This window comes from Xylophilus rhododendri, from assembly GCF_009906855.1.
Lineage (GTDB): Bacteria > Pseudomonadota > Gammaproteobacteria > Burkholderiales > Burkholderiaceae_C > Xylophilus > Xylophilus rhododendri.
Genome location: NZ_CP047650.1, coordinates 2,362,293 through 2,384,669 on the forward strand (window position 1 = coordinate 2,362,293; position 22,377 = coordinate 2,384,669).

The window sequence follows — 22,377 nt, forward strand, 5'->3', positions numbered from 1 at the left end:
GGGGGCTCGGGCGGCGCTGGTTCAGGCGGATGTGGCCAGCCGGCCGATCCGGTCGGCGTTCACGCAGTGTTGCGGCAGCTGGCCGGCCACGATGGCGGCCACCTGGCGCACCGTGTCCATGGCCTGGTGCTGGGTGGCGGCGGGGGTCAGGCCGCCGATGTGCGGGCTGGCGATCACCCGCGGGTGCGCGGCCAGCGACAGCGGCGGCATCTGGTCGGCGGCGGAGCCCACGTCCAGCGCGGCGCCGGCGATGCGGCCGGCGTCCAGGGCGGCCAGCAGGGCGGCTTCGTCTATCAGTTCGGCGCGGGAGGCATTGATGAGGAAGGCGCTGGGTCTCATCTTCGCCAGGGCGGCGGCGTCGATGAGGTGATGGGTTTCCGGCAGGGCGGCGGCCAGGCAGGCGACGTAGTCGGCGGTCTTCAGCAGGCTGTCCAGGGTGGCGCTGCGCAGGCTTGGGGTTTGCTGCAGCGTCACGAAGGGGTCGGCCACCAGCACCTGCAGGCCCAGGGCCTGGGCGATCGTGGCCAGGTACTGGCCGATGAAGCCGTAGCCGATGATGCCCAGCGTCGCGCCTTTCAGCTGCGCGCCCATGCGCACCTCGGGCGTCAGGCCGGCCTGGTACTGGGCGCTCATGCGGCCGATGCCGCGCGACAGGTCGATCATGGTGCCCACGATCCACTCCGATACCGATGCATCGAAGCCTGGCGTGGCGCGGGTCACCAGCACGCCCTTGCGGCTGGCGGCTTCCACGTCGATGTTGCGGATGTCCACGGCCACGCGGCAGAAGGCGCGCAGCTTCGGCAGTGCATCGAAGACCTCGGCGGGAGCTGCCACGCTGCGGGCCGAGACGATGATGTCGCAGTCCCTCGCCTTCGCTATCAGCTCGGCGGCCGAGGGCGGCCGGTCGCTGTCGTTCAGCACGACCAGGGCGTGTGTGCGCAGGGCGGCCAGCGGGGCATCGCCGTAGTAGTTGTGCCGCTCTTGCGCCGTGTGGGTCAGGAAAACGCTTGCCATGGATGCGATCTATTGAAGAGGTGACGCGACCGACTGGCGCAGCACCAGCCGGGGGGTGAACAGCATTTCCTTGGGGGAAGCTCGGGGGTGCTCAGGCGTTCGGCCACGCGGCCGACCATGGCGGCGGCCATCTCGGGCAGGGGCATGGCCACGCAGGTCAGGGCGGGCACGGAATAGCCGGCCATCACGGTGTTGTCCATGCCGACGACGGATACGTCGCGCGGCACCTCCAGGCCATGGCTGGCCAGGCCGGACATCAGGCCGAAGGCCAGCATGTCGTTGATGGCGACGACGGCCGTGGGGCGGCTGGCCATCTTCACCAGGTCGCCGGCGATGGCGAAGCCGAGTGCGGCCAGCTGCGAGTCGCCGTAGCCTTCCTCGTCGCGGCCCATGAGCACGCTGACTTCCACCTTCTGGCCCGATGCGGCGGCGGCCTGCAGCACGCCCTGGTGTTTCTGCGCACGGCTGATGGTGCGGATGTCGGGCGTGGCCAGGGCGATGTGGCGGTGGCCGCGCTCTATCAGGTATTCGACGGCGATCTCGGCGCCGCGCACGTTGTTGGGCGAGACATGGTCGATGCGCGAGCGGGCCTCCTCGCCTTCGCCGCCCTCCCCGCCCGCGCCGCGCCGGTCGTAGCTGACGATGGCCATGCCGTTCTGGATGGCGCGGGTCATGTGCTGTTCGTCGGTCTGCGAAGAGACCACGATCACGCCCCGCACGCCCAGCGCATGCAGGTCGTCGAACATGCGCGATTCGCGGGCCTGGTCGCGGTAGGTGTTGGACAGCAGCAGGCGAAAACCCAGGTCCTTGTGGGCGGCGCTTTCGATGTGCAGCGCCATCTCGCCGAACATGGGGTTGGCGGTGGACGGCACCAGCAGGCCCAGCATGGAGGCGGTGCCGGTCTTGAGCTGGCGGGCGGCCTGGTTGGGGCGGTAGTTCAGCTTCTCGATGGCCTGGCGCACCCGCGCGAAGGTCTCCTTGCTCAGCTTCTCGGTTCGGCCGTTCATCACGTTCGAGACCGAGCTGATGGATACGCCGGCGAGGTCGGCCACGTCCTGGATGGTCACCATGGGGTTTGCTTGTGGGAAAGGGTCAGAGCATGTCGGTCACACGCGGCAGCCACAGGCTGACTTCGGGGATGAAGATCAGGCCCAGCAGCATCACCGCCAGCAGCACGAGGTATTTCATCATCGGGCGCATCACGTTCTCGATCCTGGTGCCGGTCATGGAGCAGGTGGCGAACAGGCCCAGGCCGAAGGGCGGGCTGAACAGCCCCAGGCCCATGGCCACCACCATCACCACGCCGAAATGCAGCGGATGCACACCCACCTGCTGGGCGATGGGCGTGAGCAGCGGGCCGAAGATGATGAGCGCCGGTGCGCCTTCCAGGATGGCGCCGAAGACGGTCATCAGCAGCACCGAGGCCAGGATGAAACTCACCTTGCCGTAGTGGGCGGCCAGGTTGGTCATGAACTCCGAGACCAGCACCGGCAGCTGTTCGATGGTGAGCACGAAGGCCAGGCTGGAAGCCGCCGCCACGATGAACATGATGCTGGCGGCCATCGAGGCCGACTTCACGAACAGCCGCACCACCCCGCGCGGCGTGAGTTCCCGAAAGGCCAGGCCGCCCACCACCAGCGCATACACCACCGCGAAGGCCGACACCTCGGTGGAGGTGGCCACGCCGGAGGTGACGCCCTTGCCGATCATGGTCACCATCACCAGCGCCACCAGGGCGCCGCCGAGCAGCGGGATCATGGGTTTCCTCAGCGGGAAGGCCAGCAGCGGATCGACCTTGCGGCCCACGATGATGGCCATGGCGCACAGCCCCACGGCCATGGCCACCGCCGGCACGATGCCCGCGATGAACAGCCCGCCGATGGAGATGTTGGCGACGAAACCCATGATGATCAGGTTGACGCAGGGCGGGATGGTCTCGGCCATCACCGCGGAGGCGGCCAGCACGGCGGCCGTCTCGTTGGGATCCTGTTTGGTGCGCCGCACGGCCGGCACGATGATGCCGCTGACCGCCGCGATGTCGGCGAGCTTGGAGCCCGACACGCCGGAGAAGAAGGCAGTCGCCACGATGGAGATCACGTTCATCGATCCGCGCATGCGGCCGAACATCCGCACCAGCAGTTCGATCAGCCGCGAGGACATGCCGTTGGCCTCCATCAGCAGGCCGGCCAGCACGAAGAAGGGCACGGCCAGCAGCACGAAGTGGTCCATGCCGGCCATCACCTGCTGCGAGTAGATGACCATGGGCAGCGAGGGTTCGGCGATGAAGTAGATCAGCGCCGATGCGGCCAGCACGAAGGCGATGGGCACGCCGGCGATCAGGGTGCCGAAGAAGCAGGCGGTGAGCAGCATCCAGGGGCGGGCGTGCAGGCCTTCGGGGCTGAAGCTGTTCCAGGCCCAGGCGGCCAGGCCCAGCGCCACGCACAGGGCCAGGCTCGGCCAGCGCGTGGCGCGGTCGCCGCGCATCGCCTGCACGACAGCCGCCACGATCATCAAGGCGCTGCCGATGCACACCGGCAGCACGTTCAGCCACTGCGGCAGGCCGATGGGCGTGGTCACGTTCACCGAGTCCTGCAGCAGCTCGACCGAGGAATAGAACAGCGCCGCCGCCGTGCCCGCCACCACCCAGGCGCCCACATGGCGGGCCACGGCCTGCGCGCTCTGCGGCAGCAGCTTGCGGAACAGGTCGATGCCCACATGCTCGCCCTTCAGCAACACCGTGGCGCCGCCCAGGAAGACCAGCACCACCATCAGGGCGCGAGCCACTTCCTCGGCCCAGTCCACCGGGCTGTGCAGGAAGTAGCGCAGGATGACCGATACGAAGATCACCCCCACGTTCAGCGCCAGCACGGCGGCGCAGATGTGTTCGATGCCGGAACAGGCCCGGCCCAGCCAGCCGGTGTCGGCGGCGACGTGGGGCGTGCCGGCCACCGCGTCCTGGAGTGTCATGGCGCTCATCGTCGTCCTTCGAACGGGTGGGCCGCGGTTTCAGGCGCGCGTCTTGTTGATGATGTCCATGATCGGCTGGGTGGCCGGGTACTGCTTGATGACGCTGGGCCACAGGTCGGCCTGCATGCGGTCGCGCAGCAGCTTGCGGTCGGCGGCCGGCACTTCCACGAAGTTCATGCGCTGGGCCTTGAGGGTGGCCAGGGCCTCGGTGCCCTTGCTCAGGGCCATTTCGCGCTGGTATCTGGAGGCCTCGTCGGCCGACTCCTGGAAGGCGGCGCGCAGCTCCGGCGGAATCTTGGCCATCGCGCGTTTGCCGATGGAGGTGCAGACGGGGCTGAAGAGGTGTTCGGTCAGCAGGCAGTGCTTGACCACCTCGTTGAACTTGCTCGACAGCACCGTGCCGGCATCGTGTTCGAAGCCTTCCACCACGCCGGTCTGCACCGCCGTGTAGAGCTCGTTGATCGGGATCGGCGTGGGGATGGCGCCGAGCAGCTTGAAGGTCTCGATGAAGATGGGCGTGGGCAGCACGCGGAGTTTCAGGCCCTTCAGGCCCGCCACGTTGGCCAGCGGCGCCTTGGTGTAGACGCTGCGCGAGTTGTAGTGCGAGGCGTATGCGATGAAGCTGGCCCCCGTGCGCTGCAGCAGCATGTCGTTGAAGGCCTTGCCCACGCCGCCGTTCATGGCGCGGGTCACATGCTCCCAGCTGTCGAAGACGAAACCCATGTCCAGCAGGGCCAGCTCGGGCAGGGCGGTGGCCCAGATCGAGGTGCCGGTGATCATCATGTCGATCGAGCCCAGGCGCACCTGCTGCACCACATCGGCTTCCTTGCCGAGCTGGCCGTTGGGGAAGTAATCGACCCGGATGCGGTCGCCCACGCGCTGCTTGAGGTTGCTGGAGAAACGGTCGATCCAGAGGAAGTGGGCGGAGCTGGGGTCGGCCGGCTGCGAGCCCGAGCAGCGCAGCACGATGGGCGCCGGTGCGGCCCAGGCGCGCGAGGCGTACGGCATGGCGGCGGCGGCTCCGCCAGCGGCGGCAAGGTGGATGAACGAGCGACGGCTGGTGAGCTTGGGCATGGCGTTTGTCTCGGTATTTAGTTAGTAAAACGTTTTACTAAAACGTTTCACGAATCTTATTTGCCGAGCTGACGCTTGCAACAGGGGCTAACCCTGGCCGTGCTGAACGTGGGGGCGGCTTATTTGCCGGTCAGGCGCTGCCAGGTGCGCATCAGGAAACCGGCCCGCAGCACCTCGGCCTGCGCCACCAGCGGCGCCTCGCCCACCGGCTGGCCGTTGACCTTGGCCACCACCTTGCCGATCACCGCGCCCTTGGCCACCGGCGCCTCCAGGTTGGGCAGCACTTCGGTGGTGGTCTGCACCTGCTGGCCGCGCGGCACCATCAGCGACCAGGGCGACTGCAGGCCGGCGGCGACGGTATCCACCGTGCCGAAGCGCACGGCCGGCGAGGCCACCACCGCATTGGGCTGCACCGGCGTGACCTTCTCGAAATTGTTGAAGCCCCAGCCCAGCAGGGTGCGGGTGGCATCGGCGCGCGCCTGGGCGCTGGAGGTGTTGAGCATCACCGTGATCAGCCGCGTGCCGTTGCGCTTGGACGAGGTGACCAGGCAATAGCCGGCCTCCTGCGTGTGGCCGGTCTTCAGGCCGTCGACCGTGGAGTCGGTGTAGAGCAGCGCGTTGCGGTTGCCCTGCTTGATGCCGTTGTACTTGAACTCGCGCTCGGCGTAGAGCGGATAGAAGTCCGAGCTGTCGCGGATGATGGCGCGGGCCAGGATCGCCAGGTCGCGCGCCGAGGACTTGTGCTCCGGATCCGGCAGGCCGGTCGGGTTGACGAAATGCGTGTGGGTCATGCCCAGGCGCTGGGCCTCGGCGTTCATCAGCTTGGCGAAGTTTTCTTCCGAGCCGGCCATGTGCTCGGCGATGGCCTTGGAGGCATCGTTGCCCGACTGGATGATGATGCCGCGCAGCAGGTCGATGACAGTGGCCTGGCCGTTGAGCGGCAGGTACATGCAGGACTCGGTGCTGGAGCCGCGGCACCAGGCGTTCTGGCTGACCGACACCAGGTCGGTCTGCTTGAGCTTGCCCGAGCGCAGGGCCTGCTCGACCAGGAAGCTGGTCATCATCTTGGTGAGGGAGGCGGGCGGCAGGGCTTCGTCGGGGTTGGCCGAGGCGAGCACCTCGCCGGAGTCGAAGTCCATCAGCAGCCAGGCCTTGGCCGGCAGGGAGGGCGCGCCGCCGGGGGCGCTGGTCTGGCCGGCCAGCAGGGGCACGCCGGAGGCGGCGGCTGCGGCAGCGGCTGCGGCCCGGGGCGCCTTGGCCGATTTGGCGGCCTTGGCGGCCGCGGGCTTGGCGGCGTGGGACGCCGCCTGCGCGCCGACACCGACCGTCAGGCAGGTCGCGGCGATCAGGAAGGTGGAGGAAAGGGTGGAGATCTTGTTGGGCATGGAATTTTGTGCGGGCTTGCCGGGTACCGGCGGATCGCCAGGCAGCCCAGCCGGCGATTATCGAACGCCGCAAGCGCGTCTTCGGGTACTAGCCCTGGGAATCGGGTAACAGTCGGATGCCGGATCGCTGGGTGAACTCCTGGTAGCTGATGGGCTTGGGGCTGTGTTTGCCGGCCGAGTTCTCCATCCAGTAGGCCCAGACGCGGCGCTCGCCCCGGGCGTACACCACCTTCCAGGTGTGGCTGGGCACCCAGACCTTGCCGGGGCCGACGGTCGAAGGGCGCTGGCTGAAGGCGGGGCCGGTGAAGACGAACACGTCGTCGCCCGCCCGCGCCGCGTACTTGCGGGTGGCCTGCTCGATCTGGTTCCAGTCGCGCTGGTTCAGCTCGGGTGCCTGCGGAACCATATTGGCCAGGGAGAAGGACTGCGCCTTGGCCGCATCGGTCGCCATGTCGCCGGCTGGCGCCATGTGCCCGCGGTCGTAGCCGCTGCCGCTGTAGTCGGCCAGCTGGGCGCGATCGGCCGAGGGCAGCCGCGCCTCCGGATAGAAATGGTCGACCCGCTTCACGCCCTTGGCGGCCGCGACACTCGCCTGCGTCAGCCGCTCGACCGAATAGACCGGCGTCTTGCTCTGGCCCGAATGCAGCACCGCATAACCCTCGAAGCACAACGCCCGCTGCTGGCCCGGCCAGGCCACCGCCGGCACGAAGCCGGGGAAATGCTGCAGGCACTGCTCGAAGGCGCCGGCGCCCGGCGTCGCGCCGCCGGCCTTGGCCACCGCCGGGTTGCCCGGCGCCGCCTCGAAGGGCGTCACGCCGCAGCCCGGCACCTGCAGCATCGCCACCACGCCCATCACCAGCGCCAGCCCCAGCCGGCGCGCGACGGTGACGGCCCCTGTCTTCAGGCTCCTGGCCTGCCCTCTCCGTTTTGCCATCCATCGATCATCTCAGGGAATACAAGCATCTTTGTTCGAGATACAAGAAACACTGGACGATCGGAAAGGACGGCTCCGGTTTCAGCTCAGCGCAAGCTCAGGCCTGCTGCAGGCGCTTGACCAGCGCCGCGCCGGTGGCCTTGGTGCCCAGCCTGCCGCTGACGTCCCGGGTGGCCTCGCCCGCGGCGATGCCTGCGGCCACGGCCTCGTCGATGGCCTTGGATGCCTGCAGAAAGCGCGCGTCGTTCTGCTTCTGCCCATACCAGCCGAGCAGCTGCGCGGCGGAGAGCACCTGCGAGAAGGGATTGGCGATGTCCTGCCCGGCGATGTCCGGCGCCGAGCCGTGGGCGGCCTGGCCCATGGCGGCATCGGCACCGGCGTTGAGCGAGCCGCCCAGGCCGATGCTGCCCGAGAGCTCCGAGGTGAGGTCCGACAGGATGTCGCCGAACATATTGGTGGTGACGATCACGTCGTAGCGCTGCGGGTGGCGCACCACCAGGGCCATCATCGCGTCGACGATGACGTCGTCCACCACCACTTCCGGATAGTCCTTGGCCACCTCGCGGCAGACATCGACGAACATGCCGTCGCAGATCTTCAGCACGCTGGCCTTGTGCACGATGGTGACGTGCTTGCGGCGGGTCATCGCCAGCTCAAAAGCCGAGCGGGCAATCCGTTCGCAGCAGACCCGGGTGATACGGCGCATGGAGATGGCCACGTCCCTGGTCACCAGGATCTCGCTGCCGCCGGACTCCATGTTGCGGTCGGCGTAGAAGCCCTCGGTGTTCTCGCGCACCACCACCAGGTCGAACTCGCCGAAACGGTGGTCCATGCCGGCATACGTGCGGGCCGGGCGGATGTTGGCGTAGAGGTCCAGGCCCTTGCGGAAATGCTTCGACGCGTTGATCTGGTTCGGGTACTCGTAGGCCGAGGCCGGGCCGAGCATGAGGGCGTCGGCGGCCTTGACCTTGTCCAGCAGTTCGGGGCGCACGGTGGCGCCGTATTGCTCCATGCTGGCGTGGCCGGCCACGTCGTGGTCGAGGGTGATGCCCAGGCCGAAACGGGCGGACACGGTCTCCAGCACATCGACGGCCACGGCCATGGTTTCCGGGCCGATGCCGTCACCGGGCAGAACTACGATTTTCATGGGATGCCTTGGGGAAGAAAGGAAAAGGGTTGGCCGCTCACTGCAGCTTGAGGTTGGCGTTCTTGACCACCGCGCGCCAGTTGCTCAGCTCGGTGCCCAGCACCTTGCGGAAATCCTCGGCGCTGCCGCTGTAGGTTTCGGCGCCCTCGCTGCTCAGCCGGTCCTTCACCGCGCCCTTGGCGGCGGCCTGGTTGATGGCCTGGTTGAGCTGGGCGACCAGGGCGGCAGGCATGCGGGGCGGCGCCAGCACGCCCCACCAGGTGGTGATGTCGAAGCCCTTGACGCCCGACTCGATCATGGTCGGCACCTGCGGATACAGCGGCGAGCGGGTGGCGCCGGTCACCGCCAGCAGCGAGACCTTGTCCTCCTTCACATAGGGCAGGATGGTCGGCACGGTGGCGAAGAAGAGCTGCACCCGGTCGGCCAGCAGGTCCAGCGTGGCGGGGCCGCTGCCCTTGTAGGGCACATGGGTCAGGTTGAGCTGGGTCTTCTGCTTGAACAGCTCGCCGGCCAGGTGGTTGATGCTGCCGGGGCCGGCGGAGCAGAAGTCCAGGCCGGCCGGCCGCTTGCGGGCGGCGTCCATCAGGCCGGCCACGTCGTGCACGCCCAGTTCCTTGCTGGCCACCACCATCAGCGGGCCGCGGCCCAGCATGGCGATGGGGGTGAAGTCCTGGTCCACCTTGTAGGGCGTGGCGGAGGTCACCGCGTTGGTCACGAAGGTGGAGGTGGCGAAGAGCAGCGTGTAGCCGTCCGCCGTGGCCTTGGCGACGGACTGCGCGCCGATGATGCCGCCGCCACCGCCGCGGTTGTCCACCACCACCCCCACGCCGAGCTTCTCGCCCAGCGTCTTGGCCAGGTCGCGGGCGATGGTGTCGGTGCCGCCGCCGGCGGCGAAGGGCACGATCAGGGTGATGGGGCGCGAGGGATAGGGCTCGGCCGCGGCGGCCGGCAAGGCCATGGCGCAGAAGCCGGCGGCCAGCAGGGTGCGGCGGGCGGCCTTGCGGCTCCCGAGAATGGAATCGAACATCGAAAGTCTCCGTTGGTTTGAATCTGGGGCGCGTGGCTTGGCCGACGCGCGGCGGTATCAGGACCGGGGCTCTGCGGCCTCTTTCTGCCGCTGGCGCAGCAGGCGCAGGCGCGCCGAGAGCGCCTGCTGGATATGGGATTCGGCTGCCGCGCGGGCGGCCTCGGCATCCCGGCGCCGGAAGGCGTCGAGGATGGCGGCGTGCTCGGCGTTGGCCACCTGCGCCCGCTCGGGCGAGGCCAGGGTGCTCTGGCCGAGCAGGTAGGTGGAATCGGTGATCGACTGCAGCGATCGGATCAGGTGCCGGTTGTGCGCCGCCGCGTAGATCGCCTCGTGGAATTCCAGGTTGAGCGCCACCGGCTCGCCGCCCGCCTCGGCGTCGGCCAGGATGGAGGCCATGTTGGCGATCTCGGCGGCCGTGGCGTGCTGGGCCGCGAAGGCCGCCGCCGCGCCTTCGAGCACCTGGCGCATGGCGTACAGCTCGTGCACCGCCTGGGCATCCAGCGAGGTGACGACCAGGCCACGCCGGGGCTCCTGGGTCAGCAGGCCTTCATCCTGCAGGCGCTTCAAGGACTCGCGCACCGGCGTGCGGCCCAGGCCCAGCAGCTCGGCCACTTCCAGCTCGCGCAGCCGGGTCTGCTGGTTGAAGCGGCCGGTGAGGATGTTGTGCTTGATGCGCTGGTAGGCGGCCTGCGCCTGCGATTTGTCTCGGGTGATCGGCATCTGCATATTTTTGCATACATAAATATGCAGATGCAATGCCGCGCCTCATTCCGGATACCAGAGCGAGCGCACCATCACCCGGTCCCCCGCCTTGATCAGCGTGCTGCCGAAGGCCCGCGACAGCGCGCCGGCCGCCTTCACCAGGCCGGCCGAGTGGCGCTCCAGTTCCGCCACCGCCTTCTCGTTTGCGGGTGCCGCCACGCTCACCGCGCCCAGCAGGCTGCGCGAGCCCACGAACACCGGCGCGGCGATGCTGGCAGAGCCGGCATCGGCCTCGCCCACGGTCAGGTGCCAGCCACGCTCGCGGATGGCGGCCAGGGCGTGGCCGCGTCCGCCCGAGAAGGCCAGGATCACCTGGCCGGCCGCGCCTTTTTCCAGCGGCAGCGGCTCGCCCACCCGGGTGGGGCTGACGAAGCCGTCCTTGCCGCGCACCCGCAGCAGGCGCACCCGCTGCTTGTCTTCCAGGGCGAAGAAGGAGGTGCTGTGGCCGGTGTCGTCGGCCAGCTGCTGCAGGGCGGGTTCGATCAGGTTGCGCAGGTCGAAGGCCCGCTGGTATTGCGCGCCCAGCCGGGCCGCCGCCGGGCCCAGGCGCCAGGCGCCGCCTTCCAGCGCCACCAGGTAACCGGACTGCGCCAGCGTGCGCGCCAGCCGCAGCACGGTGGGCTTGGGCACCGCGGTGCGCCGCGCCAGTTCGGCCAGCGACAGGTGCGAGTCGGTCATGCCGAAGGCGCCCAGGATGCCCAGGGAGCGGGTGACGGCGTTGACGTTGTCCGCGCTGGCGGCCGGCGCGCTGGAATCGGTGGGGATCATCGAGCAGGACCAGGGTTTTCCCAGGGGAAACCGTTCCACCAGGCAAAACGCAATTGTGCCGTCTCGGTCCGCTTCCTAAGCTCAGGGAAAAGGAGATTGACATGTACACCACCCTCACCCGCGTGCGCCGCAACCTGGCGCCCGTGCTGCTCGCCCTGCTCGCCACATCCGTCTCGGCCCAGGGCGCCTATCCCAACAAGATGATCCGACTGGTGGTGCCGTTTGCCGCCGGCGGCGCGGTCGATACCGTGGGCCGCAGCGTCGGCGAGAAGCTGGGCACGCAGATGGGCCAGCCGGTCATCATCGACAACAAGCCCGGCGCCAACGCCAACATCGGCACCGAGAACGTGGTGCGTTCGCCGGCCGACGGCTACACCTTGCTGGTGGCGGCCAACGGCGTGGTGACCAACAACACGCTCTATCCCAAGCTGGGCTTCAACGGGCTGAAGGATTTCGCGCCCATCTCGAAGCTGGGCTATGCGCCGCTGGTGCTGGTGACGGCCGCGTCCGAGCCCTACAACACGGTCCAGGAGCTGATAGCAGCAGCGCATGCCAAGCCGGGCTCCATGACCTACGGCTCGGCCGGCAACGGCAGCTCCGGCCACCTGGCGGGCGCGCTGCTGGAATCGGTGGGCAAGTTCGACGCGGTGCACGTGGCCTACAAGGGCGGCTCGCCGGCGCTGATCGACCTGATCGCCGGCCGCCTGTCCTTCATGCTGCTCAATCCGCTGGAGGTGCTGCCGCATCTCCAGTCGGGCAAGCTCAAGGCCCTGGCCGTCAGCGGTGACCAGCGCGCGCCCATGTTGCCCAAGGTGCCGACCATGGCCGAGGCCGGCCTGCCCAACTTCGAAGCCACGGTGTGGTGGACCCTGCTGGCCCCGGCCGGCACGCCGGCCGACGTGGTGGCCCGCCTCAACACCGAGACCCGCAAGGCCCTGGCCGACCCGGCCGTGCGCGATCGCCTGAACGGCCTGGGCGCGGTCATCACGCCGTCGAGCCCGGCGCAGGCGGCGGATTTCCTCAAGAGCGAGTCGGCCAAGTGGGAGCGTGTGATCCGCGCGGCCAACATCCAGCCGGACTGATCCGGCGCTCAGGACCCGACCGGCGCAGGCGACATGCCTTCCTCCTGCTTGGCCTCTGCTGCCTGCGCGCCGCAAAGGTATCGGATGAATGCACACGCCTCGTCGGAACGCGGCGAGGGCACGCACGCGGCCGCCGTGAAGGCGGTGACGATGCGGGCCTCGGGCGGCAGCTCCGCCAGCAAGGCGATGCCGGGCGAATGGACCATCTCGCTGAGCTGCTGAAAGCCGATGTCCACCTCGCCCCGGGCCACCATGGCCGCCACCGGCTGGCCGGGCGGCGCCTGCACCAGGCGGGGCTGCAAGGCCTCCAGCACACCCCATTGCCGCAAGCGCTCCAGCAGCGCCTTGCCGCTCGGACCGGTGGAGTAGCCGATGGCGCCCGCCTCTCCCAGCAGCCGCAGCAGCTGCGCCAGCGTATCGGTGCGCGGCGCGGGCCGACCCTCGGCGACGGCCGCGGCCAGGCCGGACAGCGCCACGACGGCCTCGCTGCCCGCCGCCAGATGGCCGGAGGCCACCAGGCCCGCCACCGCATCCGACGCCAGCACCGCCACATCGAAGGCCTCGCCCGCGGCCAGGCGCCGCGCGGCATCCACGCCGCCCACCGATTCGAGCGCTACCTCGATGCCCGTGGCCTGCCGGTACTGCCGCGCCAGCCGCGTCAGCAGCTGCCGGGTGGCCATGGACGAAATGCAGCGCAGCGGGGGCAGGGAGTCGGAAGGATTCATGCCGCGGTTGTACCGCCAGCGCCCGGCAAAACCGCCCGCGTTCCATGCAGCGGAACGATCTTGTGAGGGCCGCAGGCCCCGCCTATGCTGACCCGCAAACGAACAGGAGACAGAGAACCATGCACCCATCCCGCATCCTTCATCGCCGCGACTTCTGCGGCGCCCTGCTGGGCGGCGCGCTCGCCGGCAGCGCCGTGCTGGCGCAGGCCCAGGCCTATCCGTCCAAGCCGATCCGCATCCTGGTGCCCTTCACGCCCGGCGGCTCCGCCGACCTGCTGGCCCGCTCCATCGGCACCGAGCTGGGCCACAGCCTGAGCCAGCCGGTGGTGGTGGAGAACGTGCCCGGCGCCGGCGGCACCATCGCCACCGACCGGGCCGCGCGTTCGGCGGCCGACGGCTACACGCTCTTCATGGGCCATACCGGCACGCTGGCGGTCAATCCCTCGCTCTATCCCAAGCTGAACCTGCGGCCCACGCATGATTTCGCGCCGGTGGCCTGGGTGGCGCGGGTGCCCAACGTGCTGGTGGTCCATCCCTCGGTGCCGGCGCGCAGCCTCCAGGAGCTGGTGGCCCTGCTCAAGTCCAAACCCGGCGCACTGTCCTATGGCTCGGGCGGCAATGGCAGCGCGGCGCACATCACCATGGAATACCTCAAGCTGCAGACCGGCACGTCGGCGCTGCACATCCCCTACCGCGGCACGGCGCCTTCCATCAACGACCTGCTGGCCGGCCAGGTGCAGATGCTGTTCACCGGCGCGCCCGCGCTGCTGCCCTTCATCAAGAGCGGCAAGATGCGTGCGCTGGCCGTGTCCAGCGACAAGCGCCTGGCCGCCCTGCCCGATGTGCCCACCGTGGCCCAGACCGGCGTGCCCGGCACCGCCGGTTTCGAGGCCGACCAGTGGTACGGCCTGGTGGCACCGGCCGGCACGCCGCCGGACATCGTGGCCAGGCTCAACCAGCAGATCAATGCATCGCTGAGTTCGCAGGAGGTCGCCAAACGCATGGCCTCCGAAGGCGCCGAGCCCACACCCACCACGCCGCAGGCCTTTGCCCAGCTGATCGACAAGGAGGTCCTGCGCTGGACCGATGTCGTGAAGAAGGCCAAGGTCACCGTCGACTGACAATCCGCCAAATCCCCCAACGGACACAGACCATGATCATCGATTGCCACGGCCACTACACCACCGCGCCCAAGGCCCTGGAAGCCTGGCGCAACCGCCAGGTGCAGAGCTTCCAGGACGGCACGACCGCGCCGCCCGTCTCCGAGCTGCGGATCAGCGACGACGAACTGCGCGAATCCATAGCCTCCAACCAGCTGCGCCTGATGGACGAGCGCGGCATCGACCTCACCATCTTCAGCCCGCGCGCCAGCTTCATGGCCCACCACATCGGCGACTTCCAGGTCTCCTCGACCTGGGCCGCCATCTGCAACGACCTCTGCTCGCGCGTGGCCGGCCTGTTCCCGGACCGCTTCGCCGCCGCCGCCATGCTGCCGCAGTCGCCCGGCGTGGACCCGGCCACCTGCATTCCCGAGCTGGAACGCGCGGTGAAGGAACTGGGCTGCGTGGGCATCAACCTCAACCCCGACCCCTCCGGCGGCCACTGGACCAGCCCGCCGCTGTACGACCGGCACTGGTATCCGATCTACGAAAAGATGGTGGAGTTCGACATCCCCGCCATGGTCCATGTCAGCACCAGCTGCAACGCCTGTTTCCACACCACCGGCGCGCACTACCTCAATGCCGACACCACGGCGGTGATGCAGCTGATCCAGGGCGATCTGTTCAAGGACTTCCCCAGCCTGCGTTTCATCGTGCCGCACGGCGGCGGCGCGGCGCCCTACCACTGGGGACGTTTCCGCGGCCTGGCGCAGGAGATGAAGAAGCCCTTGCTCGACGAGCACCTGCTGCACAACGTCTTCTTCGACACCTGCGTCTACCACCAGCCCGGCATCGACCTGCTGACGAACGTGATCCCGGTGAAGAACGTGCTCTTCGCCTCGGAAATGATCGGCGCGGTGCGCGGCATCGATCCGCAGACCGGGCACTACTTCGACGACACCCGGCGCTACATCGAGGCCTCCTCGCTCGATGCCGCAGCACGCCAGCAGGTCTACGAAGGCAATGCCCGCCGCGTCTTCCCCCGCCTCGACCGCCAACTGAAGAAAGCCAGCCATGCATGAACTCGGAGTCGTCTATCGCAACATCGAGCGGGCCGATGCCGCCACCGTGAACCGCCTGGCCCCGCTGGGCTCGGCCACGGTGCACGAGGCCATGGGCCGCGTCGGCCTGCTGGCCAGCTACATGCGCCCCATCTACCCGGGCCAGCAGGTCGCCGGCACGGCGGTCACGGTGCTGCTGCATCCGGGCGACAACTGGATGCTGCATGTGGTGGCCGAGCAGATCCAGCCCGGCGACATCGTGGTGGCCGCGCTCAGCGCGCCCAGCACCGACGGTTTCTTCGGCGACCTGCTGGCCACCAGCTTCAAGGCGCGCGGCGCCCGCGCCCTGGTGATCGACGCCGGCGTGCGTGACGTGCGGGTGCTGCAGGAGATGGGTTTTCCCGTCTGGAGCAAGGCCATCAGCAGCAAGGGCTGCGTGAAGTCCACCCTGGGCTCGGTCAACATCCCGGTGGTGTGCGCCGGCATGCTGGTGCAGCCGGGCGATGCCATCGTGGCCGATGACGACGGCGTGGTCTGCGTGCCGCGTCAACTGGCCCCGGTCGCGCTGGAGAAGGCCGAGAAACGCGAATCGCTGGAAGCGGAAAAACGCGACCGGCTGGCCAGCGGCGTTTTAGGCCTCGACATGTACGAGATGCGCCCGGCCTTGCAGAAGGCCGGCTTGCACTACATCGACTGAGCCGGCGCTCAGAAGGTGTGCATCACACCGAGCGTGGCGCCGGTGCCGCTGGCCTTGTTGCCGCTGCCCTGGTAGCCGTTCTTCCAGTCGGTGTAGTCGGCCTGCGCATACAGCTTGCTGCGGCGCGAGAGCTTGTATTCGGCGAACAGGATGACACGCGAATAGCCGTCGTCGGCCGCGCCGGTGCGGCTGCGGTCGAGCTTGTAATAGGCCGCGGTCAGGTCCACCGCCGGGGTCGCCGCCCAGGTGGCGCCGGCCGAGGCCACCTTCTGCACCGTGCTGGCGGTGCCGGTGGTCTGGCCCTTGTTGCGGCCGTAGTTGGCGGCCAGCTTCACGCTCTTGAACTGGTAGGCGGCGCCCAGGGTGCCGGCGTCCAGGTCCAGGTAGTTGGCCGACTTGAACTTCTGCCAGGCGCCCGAGACCACGAACTGCTCGATCTGGTATTGCCCGCCCAGGCCGGTGGACGACTTGGCTGAGGCCGCATTGCTGGTCTCGCCGAAGCTGTACATGGCCTTGGCGGTGAAGCCGCCGAAACGGCCGGCGTACTTCAGCGAGTTGTCCAGCCGGTAGGAGCCGGTGGTGGCGCCACTGGTGCCGTACTCCACGCCCAGGCCGTGGGTGCTGACGGCGGTGGTGACGATGTTGGGGTTGAAGCTGGCGAAACGCATGCCCACCGCATCGACCGGCGAGATCGCATCGGCCAGCAGATTGGTCTGGCGGCCGGCCAGCAGCGTGCCCCAGCCGCCGCCCAGGCCGAGCACCGATGCGCGGTCGAAGAACTTGGCGGTGTTGACCGTGGTGCCGGCATCCACGTTCAGGCCGGTCTCCAGGTTGAACAGCGCCCTCAGCCCGCCGCCCAGGTCCTCGCTGCCGCGATAGCCCAGGCGGCTGGTGTTGTTCACGCCGCTGGTCACGGCATTGGTGTTGCCGGGGTCGGGCGCATGGCCGGCACTCAGGCCGGAGCTGTGGCGCACGCCCAGGTCGGCGATGCCGTAGATGGTGGCGCTGCTCTGCGCGCACACGGCGATGGGGCACAGCAGCGCTGTGGCGATCAGTCGTTTGGTCATGGTCTGTCTCCTCGGTGATGGTCCGGCCCCTTGCGGGGGCCCCTCTTGCCGCTGGGGTGACGCCTGTGTTTTGTGGTTTTTGGCGTCGGCGGCGAGGCAGTATCGAAGAGGGCCGGGAGCGCCGGCAAGACCGTTCCGGCTGGCGGAATTTCCAAGGGATAACCCCGCCGTCGGCGCGCGCCGCTCAGGGCGCCTTGGCCGCCGTGGCCGACTCCAGCCCGTTGCGCTTCAACACCGGCACGACCGCGGGCGATGCGAAATAACGGATCAGCGTCCGGGCCCCTTCCACGTCCCGCGCCGAGGTGGAGATGCCGGCCGAGAAGACCGTCATGCGCTGCAGCTCGGGTGGCAGCACGCCGACGAAATCGACGCCCGGGATGGGCAGCAGCTCGCTCACCTGCTGCAGCCCCAGCTCGGCATCGCCGCGCGCCACCACCGTGCCCACCCGCTCGCTGAGGATGCGTTTGCTCTTGGGCTTGACCTCGGCCTCGATGCCGAGCTTCTTCAGCATCTCGTTCTGGTAATAGGTGCCGCTGGCGCTGGCCGAATAGGCGATGGAGGGCGCCGCCAGCAGCGTGGCGCGCACCGCAGCCACGCTGCCGATGTCGGGCTTGGGTGCGCCCTTCCTCACCGCGAAGCCGATCAGCGAATGCACCAGGTCGACCTGGCTGCCGGGCACCACCTTGCCCTGGGCGACCAGTTCGTCGAGCGAACCGCGGGCGAGGATGACCACGTCCACCGGCTCGTTGCGGGCCAGGCGGGCGGGGATGGAATCCGACGCACCGCCCATCGAGGAGCCATAGACGATGTGCAGCCGGTCGCCGCTGCTGGCCTCGTAGCCCGGCTGCAGTTCGGCCGCGGTGGCGGCGAAGGCGCCGGAGGTCATCATGGTGACCTCGTGCGGCGTGCGCGGCGGCGGGGCCGCGCAACCGGCCAGGCCGGCCACGAACAGGCCCAGCAGCAGGCCCGCGCGGCGGGTGACGGGGGTGGAGGAATGGAGCAAGGGCCTTGTCTTCATGTTGCATCCGGCGCCGGGCGGCCGGGGCTGTTGTGGGAAAGCCGGATGCTAAGTCCTCAGAAGTTGTGCCGGATGCCCAGGGCCAGCCCGTTGCCGCGCGCCGTGGCGCTGACCTTGTCGGTCAGCAGCACGGCATACAGGTCGGTGCGTTTGGACAGCGCGTAGTCGTAGCCCAGCGACACGGTCTGGCGCTTCACGTCGGCCAGCGCGGTCTGCTCCTTGTTGGTGTGGGCATAGCTGGCCAGGGCCTTGCCCGCGCCGATGGGCACCGACACACCGACCTGGGCGGTGCCCAGCGTGATGTCCACCCCCGGCGCTTCGAGCTTGCTGCGCTGGTACTGGGCGAAGAGCTTGGCCACCTGGAAGTCGTAGGCGGCAGCGAGCTGCGCCGCACGGTCGGTGTTGACGTTGATGACGGCCGGCGGCTTGGAGTAGCTCAGCGCCATGCCCGAGAGGCTTTCCACCGACAGGGCCAGCGACAGGCCGCTGCTCAGGTAGCTGGCGCTGCCGCCGAAGCGCCGGCCCGAGGTGGTGCCTTCGGACATGGCGTATTGCAGCGCGCCTTCCCAGCCGTTCCAGCTCGGCGTGTTGTAGGCGATGCTGTTGCTCCAGGCCGAGTCGGTCACGCCGTGGCTGGTCATCAGCGGCTGGGCGGCGCTGGGCAGGTAGGTGGCCATGAAGACGGGGCCCAGCGAGGAATCCGCGAAGGGGTTGAAGCGGATGGTGGTGATGAAGTTGGGCGTGGAGATGCGGCCCAGGCGCAGCGTGCCGGCCTGGTTCTCCAGGCCCACCCAGGAGTAGCGCGCCCAGTAGGCATCGGTGGCGGAGCGGCCGTATTCGCCGGTGTCCACGCGGATGTAGCTGCTCATGTCGAAACGGGCCTTCAGGCCGCCGCCCAGGTCCTCGGTGCCGCGTATGCCCCAGCGCGAGGCGTTCATCAGGCCGCTGCTCAGCGTCTGGGTGCGCGACTCGCCGCTGAGCTGCTTGGAATAGAAGCCCAGGTCCAGGCTGCCGTAGATGTCGACGCTGCTCTGCGCCCAGCCGCTGCCGCTCAGTGCGCCGGTGGCGACCAGGGCTGCGCCGGCCCGCAGGGCCTTGCTCGTGACTTTCATGTTGTCTCCTCGGGGTGGTGAATCTTTTTTTCTGCTGGGCGGCCGGCGCTTCAGTCCAGCGAGGCGCGGGTCTGCTGGATGACCCGGCCCATGGTGGCCGACTCGTCGCGTATGTACTGGCCGAAGGCCGCCGGCGCGATCACGAAGGGCTCGTAGCCGAAGCTGGTGTACTTGGCCAGGATGGCCGGGTCGGTGAGCGCGGCGGCGACGTCGCGGCGCACCTTCTCGGTCACCGCGGCGGGCAGGCCGGGCGGCAGGGCCAGGGCCGTCCAGCCGCTGACCTCGAAGTCGGACGGGCCGCCGGCCTCGGCCATGGTCGGCACCTCGGGCAGGGCCGCCAGGCGATGCGGCGCGGCCACCGCCAGGTAGCGGATCTTGCCGGCCTGGTAGAGCGGCAGGGTGGAGCCGCTGGAGCCCATGGCGAAGGACAGATCGCCGTTGGCCACCGAGGTGTAGAGCTGGCTGGTCTCCTTGAAGACGAGGTGGACCATGTCGGTGCCGGTGGCCGCCGCGAAGCGCGCCGAGCCCAGGTGCACCGGATTGCCGACCGACCAGGAGCCGTAGTTGAGCTGACCCGGCCGCGCCTTGGCGTCGGCGATCAGGTCCTTGAGGTTGCGGTAGGGCGAATTGGCCGCGGTGGTGAAGAGGAAGTAGGCCTTGTTCAGCGGCAGCAGCACGTCGAAGTCGCGCGCCGGGTCGTAGGGCAGCTTCTTGAACAGGTGCGGATAGGCGGTGAGGTGCACGTTGTCCAGCTGGATCATGTCGTGCCCGTCGGTGGCGCCGCGCTTGAAGGCGTCGATGGCGACGAAGCCGTTGCCGCCCGGCCGGTTCTCCACGATGACCGACTTGCCCCAGGCGCGGCTCAGCCGGTCGGCCAGCAGGCGGGCCAGGCCGTCCGGGCCGCTGCCGACCGGGAAGGGGGTGATCAGCCGCACTGGCCGGCTGGGGAATTCCTGGGCATGGGCGGCCGGGCCGGTGGCCAGGCCCAGCGCGGCGAGGGCGAGTGCTCCGCAGAATTGGCGTTTGTCGTGTTTCATATGTCTCTCTTGTTTTGTGGAATCGGGTGGTCCGCGGCCGGACCGGCGTGGGTTCAGGTGTCGCGCTGCTCCTCGGCCGCGCCGGCCACCGAATAGCTCAGCGGCACCTGCCGCGTGCGCAGGAAGGCTTCCAGCGGCTCGTCGCGCATGGCCGCGTAGATCTCCAGGTTGGGCACGCCCACCACGGCGCCGAGTTTCTCCAGCAGGAAGAAGATCACGCCGTAGCGGATCAGCCCCTGCCAGTCGCGCTGGCGGATCAGCTCGCGCTCGCGCGGCGACAGATCGGCCGCCGCCAGCACGCCTTCCTCGTCGGCCAGGAAGGCCTTGCGCCGCGCCGGCTGGATCAGCCCGTGCAGGAACTTGCCGATGCGGTAGGAGCCCACGCTGCGCTCCAGGTCGAAGGGATAGGTGCCCGCCAGCTCCGGACCCTGTTGCTGCCGGGCGATCAGTTCCTGGTGCCGGCCCAGCTCGCCGGCGACCGGCGCGCTGGCCTGGTTCTCCAGCACCAGGGTGGCGATGCCGGTCATCGAAGGCAGGGTGTAGGAGCGGTGCACGCAGCGCACGCTGGCCGACAGCGCGCCGCGCATCACCAGCCACATCACCACTTCGGCGCTTTCGTAGCCGCCGAGGCCCGCGTATTCGCCCAGGGTCAGCTCGGCCAGGCGGTCGGGATCGTTCTGCACCATGTCCAGCAGGCGGGCATCCCAGTCCTGGTCGTTGTAGCCGGAGCGCTCGCCATGCACCTGGTGCGACAGCCCGCCGGTGGCGACGATGGCCACCCGCAGATCCGGCTCGGGAAAACTCTCGATGGCGCGGCGCAGCGCCCGGCCGAACTTCAGGCAGCGCCGGGCCGAGGGCGCGGGCGCCTGCAGCACGCCGACCTGCAGCGGCACGATGGGCGCCGGCCACTGCGGCTGGTGGCGGCACAGCATGGACAGGGGCGAGAAGCAGCCGTGGTCCAGCGCCTTGTCCTGGAAGAAGGACAGGTCGAACTCCTCGGCCACCATGCTGCGGCCGATATGCCGGGCCAGCGCGCCGTGGCCGGCGATCGGCGGCAGGGCTCGGGCGCCGCCGCCCTCGTCGGCCACCGCGTAGCGCTCGCCTATGCCCAGCGCGAAGGCCGAGTAGTGGTCGAAGAAGAAGGAGGTGACATGGTCGTTGTAGACCATCACGATGGCGTCCGGCTGCTGCGCCTCCAGCCATTCGCGCGCCGGCCGGAAGGCGGCGAAGACGGGGCCCCACTGGGGATCGTCCTCGCTCGCGCGGTCGAAGGCGAAGCCGATGGTGGGCGTGTGGGAGGCGCCTATGCCTCCGATGATTCTGGCCATGTGTTCCCCTGCGCCGCGGCGCCTGCTGGTGGTTGCGGCGCGATTGTCTGGACACCCGGCGCGGCCCGGTAGATAGCGCGTTCGAAGGGGCGAGAACCTGGCGTTATCGCCCTGGGACATCCAGGCCATCGCCGATAGCATCGCCCGCATGAAACTGACCAGCATCAAGGGCCTGATGGCCGCCATCGAGGAAGGCAGCCTGCGCTCGGCCGCCCGCCGGCTGGGCATCTCGCAGCCGGCGCTGTCCAAGCTGGTGCGCGAGCTGGAGCTGGAGATGGGCGCGCCGCTGCTGATGCGCACCACCAGCGGCGTCAGCGCCACCGCCCAGGGCCGGGTGGTCTACGAGCATTCCACCAAGGCGCTGCGCGAGTTCGAGGATGCCGCCCACGCGGTGCGCCGGCTTGGCGGCGACATGGTCGGCCAGCTGCACATCGGCGCGGTGCCGCTGGCGGTGATGCTGCTGGTGCCCGAGACCCTGCGCACCTTCAGCCAGAGTTTTCCGGAGGTGCAGATCCGCGTCAGCGAGGAACTCTACGTGGCCCAGCTGCAGCGCCTGCGCTCCGGCGAGGTGGACCTGATGGTGGGCGGCGTGCCGGCCGACCTGCCGCGCAACGAATTCATCGTCGAGCCGCTGATGAAGACCACCATGGTGCCGGTGGCCCGCATCGGCAGCGCCTGGCTGTCGGCGCGCGGGCTGGCCGAGCTGCAGCCGGCGCGCTGGGTCTACACCGGCGCCAACGCCGCCACCGGCTATGCGCGCCAGTGGTTCGAACGCGAGGGCCTGACAGCGCCGCGGGCCGGGGCCATCGTCAACTCCACGCTGTCATTGCTGTCGGTGGTCAGCAGCACCGACTGCGTGGCGCTGATGCCGGAGCAGATCGCGCTGCATCCGGTGTCGCGGCATTTCATCTCGGTGATCCGGACCGAGGAACGCGGGCTCGATCTCGACATCGGTGTCATCACCCGCGGCGACGTGGCGACCCGGGCGCTGGTGCGGCACCTGATCTCGCATCTGCACCGGGCGGCGCACCAGGCCCGGCCGACCGGCAGCCAGGATTGAGCGGCCCGGGCC

Annotated in this window: 21 protein-coding genes; 5 read left to right on the top strand and 16 right to left on the bottom strand. The window is 69.2% G+C overall.

Features of this window, described 5'->3' with window-relative positions; genetic code table 11:
* Nucleotides 1–21 precede the first annotated feature (21 nt).
* From GT347_RS10915 to GT347_RS10960, 10 genes are all read right to left on the bottom strand, one after another.
* Nucleotides 22–1,014, bottom strand: a complete 993-nt coding sequence (locus GT347_RS10915) for an NAD(P)-dependent oxidoreductase (protein ID WP_160551976.1) — start codon at nt 1,012–1,014, stop codon at nt 22–24.
* Nucleotides 996–2,084: a LacI family DNA-binding transcriptional regulator gene (locus tag GT347_RS10920; protein WP_229722832.1), complete on the bottom strand. Its 1,089-nt coding sequence runs from the start codon at nt 2,082–2,084 to the stop codon at nt 996–998. Before GT347_RS10920 ends, GT347_RS10915 begins: the two co-directional genes overlap by 19 nt.
* 22 nt (nt 2,085–2,106) lie before the next feature.
* Entirely contained in the window at nt 2,107–3,981 is a 1,875-nt protein-coding gene (locus tag GT347_RS10925) for a TRAP transporter large permease (RefSeq protein WP_407704162.1), read from the bottom strand.
* Nucleotides 3,982–4,020: 39 nt separating this feature from the next.
* Nucleotides 4,021–5,055: a TRAP transporter substrate-binding protein gene (locus tag GT347_RS10930; RefSeq protein WP_160551978.1), complete on the bottom strand. Its 1,035-nt coding sequence runs from the start codon at nt 5,053–5,055 to the stop codon at nt 4,021–4,023.
* A 119-nt stretch (nt 5,056–5,174) separates the two neighbouring features.
* Complete coding sequence (locus GT347_RS10935; protein WP_160551979.1) at nt 5,175–6,440, bottom strand: D-alanyl-D-alanine carboxypeptidase family protein; 1,266 nt, start codon at nt 6,438–6,440, stop codon at nt 5,175–5,177.
* An 88-nt stretch (nt 6,441–6,528) separates the two neighbouring features.
* Nucleotides 6,529–7,374: a DNA/RNA non-specific endonuclease gene (locus tag GT347_RS10940; RefSeq protein ID WP_229722833.1), complete on the bottom strand. Its 846-nt coding sequence runs from the start codon at nt 7,372–7,374 to the stop codon at nt 6,529–6,531.
* Nucleotides 7,375–7,471: 97 nt separating this feature from the next.
* The gene (locus GT347_RS10945; RefSeq protein WP_160551980.1) at nt 7,472–8,521 is read right to left on the bottom strand and encodes an isocitrate/isopropylmalate dehydrogenase family protein; all 1,050 of its coding nucleotides are present in this window, start codon (nt 8,519–8,521) and stop codon (nt 7,472–7,474) included.
* A gap of 37 nt (nt 8,522–8,558) precedes the next feature.
* Nucleotides 8,559–9,548, bottom strand: coding sequence for a tripartite tricarboxylate transporter substrate binding protein (locus tag GT347_RS10950; protein ID WP_407704148.1), 990 nt, complete (start codon nt 9,546–9,548; stop codon nt 8,559–8,561).
* 57 nt (nt 9,549–9,605) lie between these two features.
* On the bottom strand, nt 9,606–10,268 hold the full coding sequence (locus GT347_RS10955) for a GntR family transcriptional regulator (RefSeq protein ID WP_160551981.1): 663 nt from the start codon (nt 10,266–10,268) through the stop codon (nt 9,606–9,608).
* Nucleotides 10,269–10,313: 45 nt separating this feature from the next.
* A complete protein-coding gene (locus tag GT347_RS10960; RefSeq protein ID WP_160551982.1) occupies nt 10,314–11,078 on the bottom strand; it encodes an IclR family transcriptional regulator in 765 nt (254 codons plus the stop codon).
* A 101-nt stretch (nt 11,079–11,179) separates the two neighbouring features.
* On the opposite strand from GT347_RS10960, the gene GT347_RS10965 reads away from it, so the two are divergent.
* Nucleotides 11,180–12,160, top strand: coding sequence for a tripartite tricarboxylate transporter substrate binding protein (locus GT347_RS10965; protein WP_160551983.1), 981 nt, complete (start codon nt 11,180–11,182; stop codon nt 12,158–12,160).
* An 8-nt stretch (nt 12,161–12,168) separates the two neighbouring features.
* Here the strand turns inward: GT347_RS10965 and GT347_RS10970 are convergent, their stop codons facing one another.
* The gene (locus tag GT347_RS10970) at nt 12,169–12,885 is read right to left on the bottom strand and encodes a substrate-binding domain-containing protein (protein ID WP_160551984.1); all 717 of its coding nucleotides are present in this window, start codon (nt 12,883–12,885) and stop codon (nt 12,169–12,171) included.
* Between the two features lie 119 nt (nt 12,886–13,004).
* Between GT347_RS10970 and GT347_RS10975 the strand changes: the two genes are divergently transcribed.
* The 3 genes from GT347_RS10975 to ligK are packed head-to-tail and all read left to right on the top strand — an operon-like array spanning nt 13,005 to nt 15,743.
* Nucleotides 13,005–14,006 carry a Bug family tripartite tricarboxylate transporter substrate binding protein gene (locus GT347_RS10975; protein WP_160551985.1) on the top strand — a complete coding sequence of 334 codons (1,002 nt, stop codon included), beginning with the start codon at nt 13,005–13,007 and terminating at the stop codon, nt 14,004–14,006.
* A 32-nt stretch (nt 14,007–14,038) separates the two neighbouring features.
* Nucleotides 14,039–15,067, top strand: coding sequence for an amidohydrolase family protein (locus tag GT347_RS10980; RefSeq protein ID WP_160551986.1), 1,029 nt, complete (start codon nt 14,039–14,041; stop codon nt 15,065–15,067).
* Complete coding sequence (gene ligK, locus GT347_RS10985) at nt 15,060–15,743, top strand: 4-carboxy-4-hydroxy-2-oxoadipate aldolase/oxaloacetate decarboxylase (RefSeq protein WP_160551987.1); 684 nt, start codon at nt 15,060–15,062, stop codon at nt 15,741–15,743. The genes GT347_RS10980 and ligK overlap by 8 nt, the downstream gene beginning before the upstream one ends.
* Before the next feature lie 8 nt (nt 15,744–15,751).
* On the opposite strand, the gene GT347_RS10990 is transcribed toward ligK, so the two are convergent.
* From GT347_RS10990 to GT347_RS11010, 5 genes are all read right to left on the bottom strand, one after another.
* Nucleotides 15,752–16,810: a porin gene (locus GT347_RS10990; RefSeq protein ID WP_160551988.1), complete on the bottom strand. Its 1,059-nt coding sequence runs from the start codon at nt 16,808–16,810 to the stop codon at nt 15,752–15,754.
* A 184-nt stretch (nt 16,811–16,994) separates the two neighbouring features.
* Nucleotides 16,995–17,828 (bottom strand): substrate-binding domain-containing protein, encoded by an 834-nt coding sequence (locus GT347_RS10995; protein ID WP_160551989.1) that lies wholly within the window; start codon nt 17,826–17,828, stop codon nt 16,995–16,997.
* A 56-nt stretch (nt 17,829–17,884) separates the two neighbouring features.
* Nucleotides 17,885–18,940 (bottom strand): porin, encoded by a 1,056-nt coding sequence (locus GT347_RS11000; RefSeq protein ID WP_160551990.1) that lies wholly within the window; start codon nt 18,938–18,940, stop codon nt 17,885–17,887.
* A 50-nt stretch (nt 18,941–18,990) separates the two neighbouring features.
* Nucleotides 18,991–19,977: a Bug family tripartite tricarboxylate transporter substrate binding protein gene (locus GT347_RS11005; protein ID WP_160551991.1), complete on the bottom strand. Its 987-nt coding sequence runs from the start codon at nt 19,975–19,977 to the stop codon at nt 18,991–18,993.
* A gap of 53 nt (nt 19,978–20,030) precedes the next feature.
* A complete protein-coding gene (locus tag GT347_RS11010; RefSeq protein ID WP_160551992.1) occupies nt 20,031–21,305 on the bottom strand; it encodes a gallate dioxygenase in 1,275 nt (424 codons plus the stop codon).
* Nucleotides 21,306–21,453: 148 nt separating this feature from the next.
* On the opposite strand from GT347_RS11010, the gene GT347_RS11015 reads away from it, so the two are divergent.
* Entirely contained in the window at nt 21,454–22,365 is a 912-nt protein-coding gene (locus GT347_RS11015) for a LysR family transcriptional regulator (RefSeq protein WP_160551993.1), read from the top strand.
* Nucleotides 22,366–22,377 lie beyond the last annotated feature (12 nt).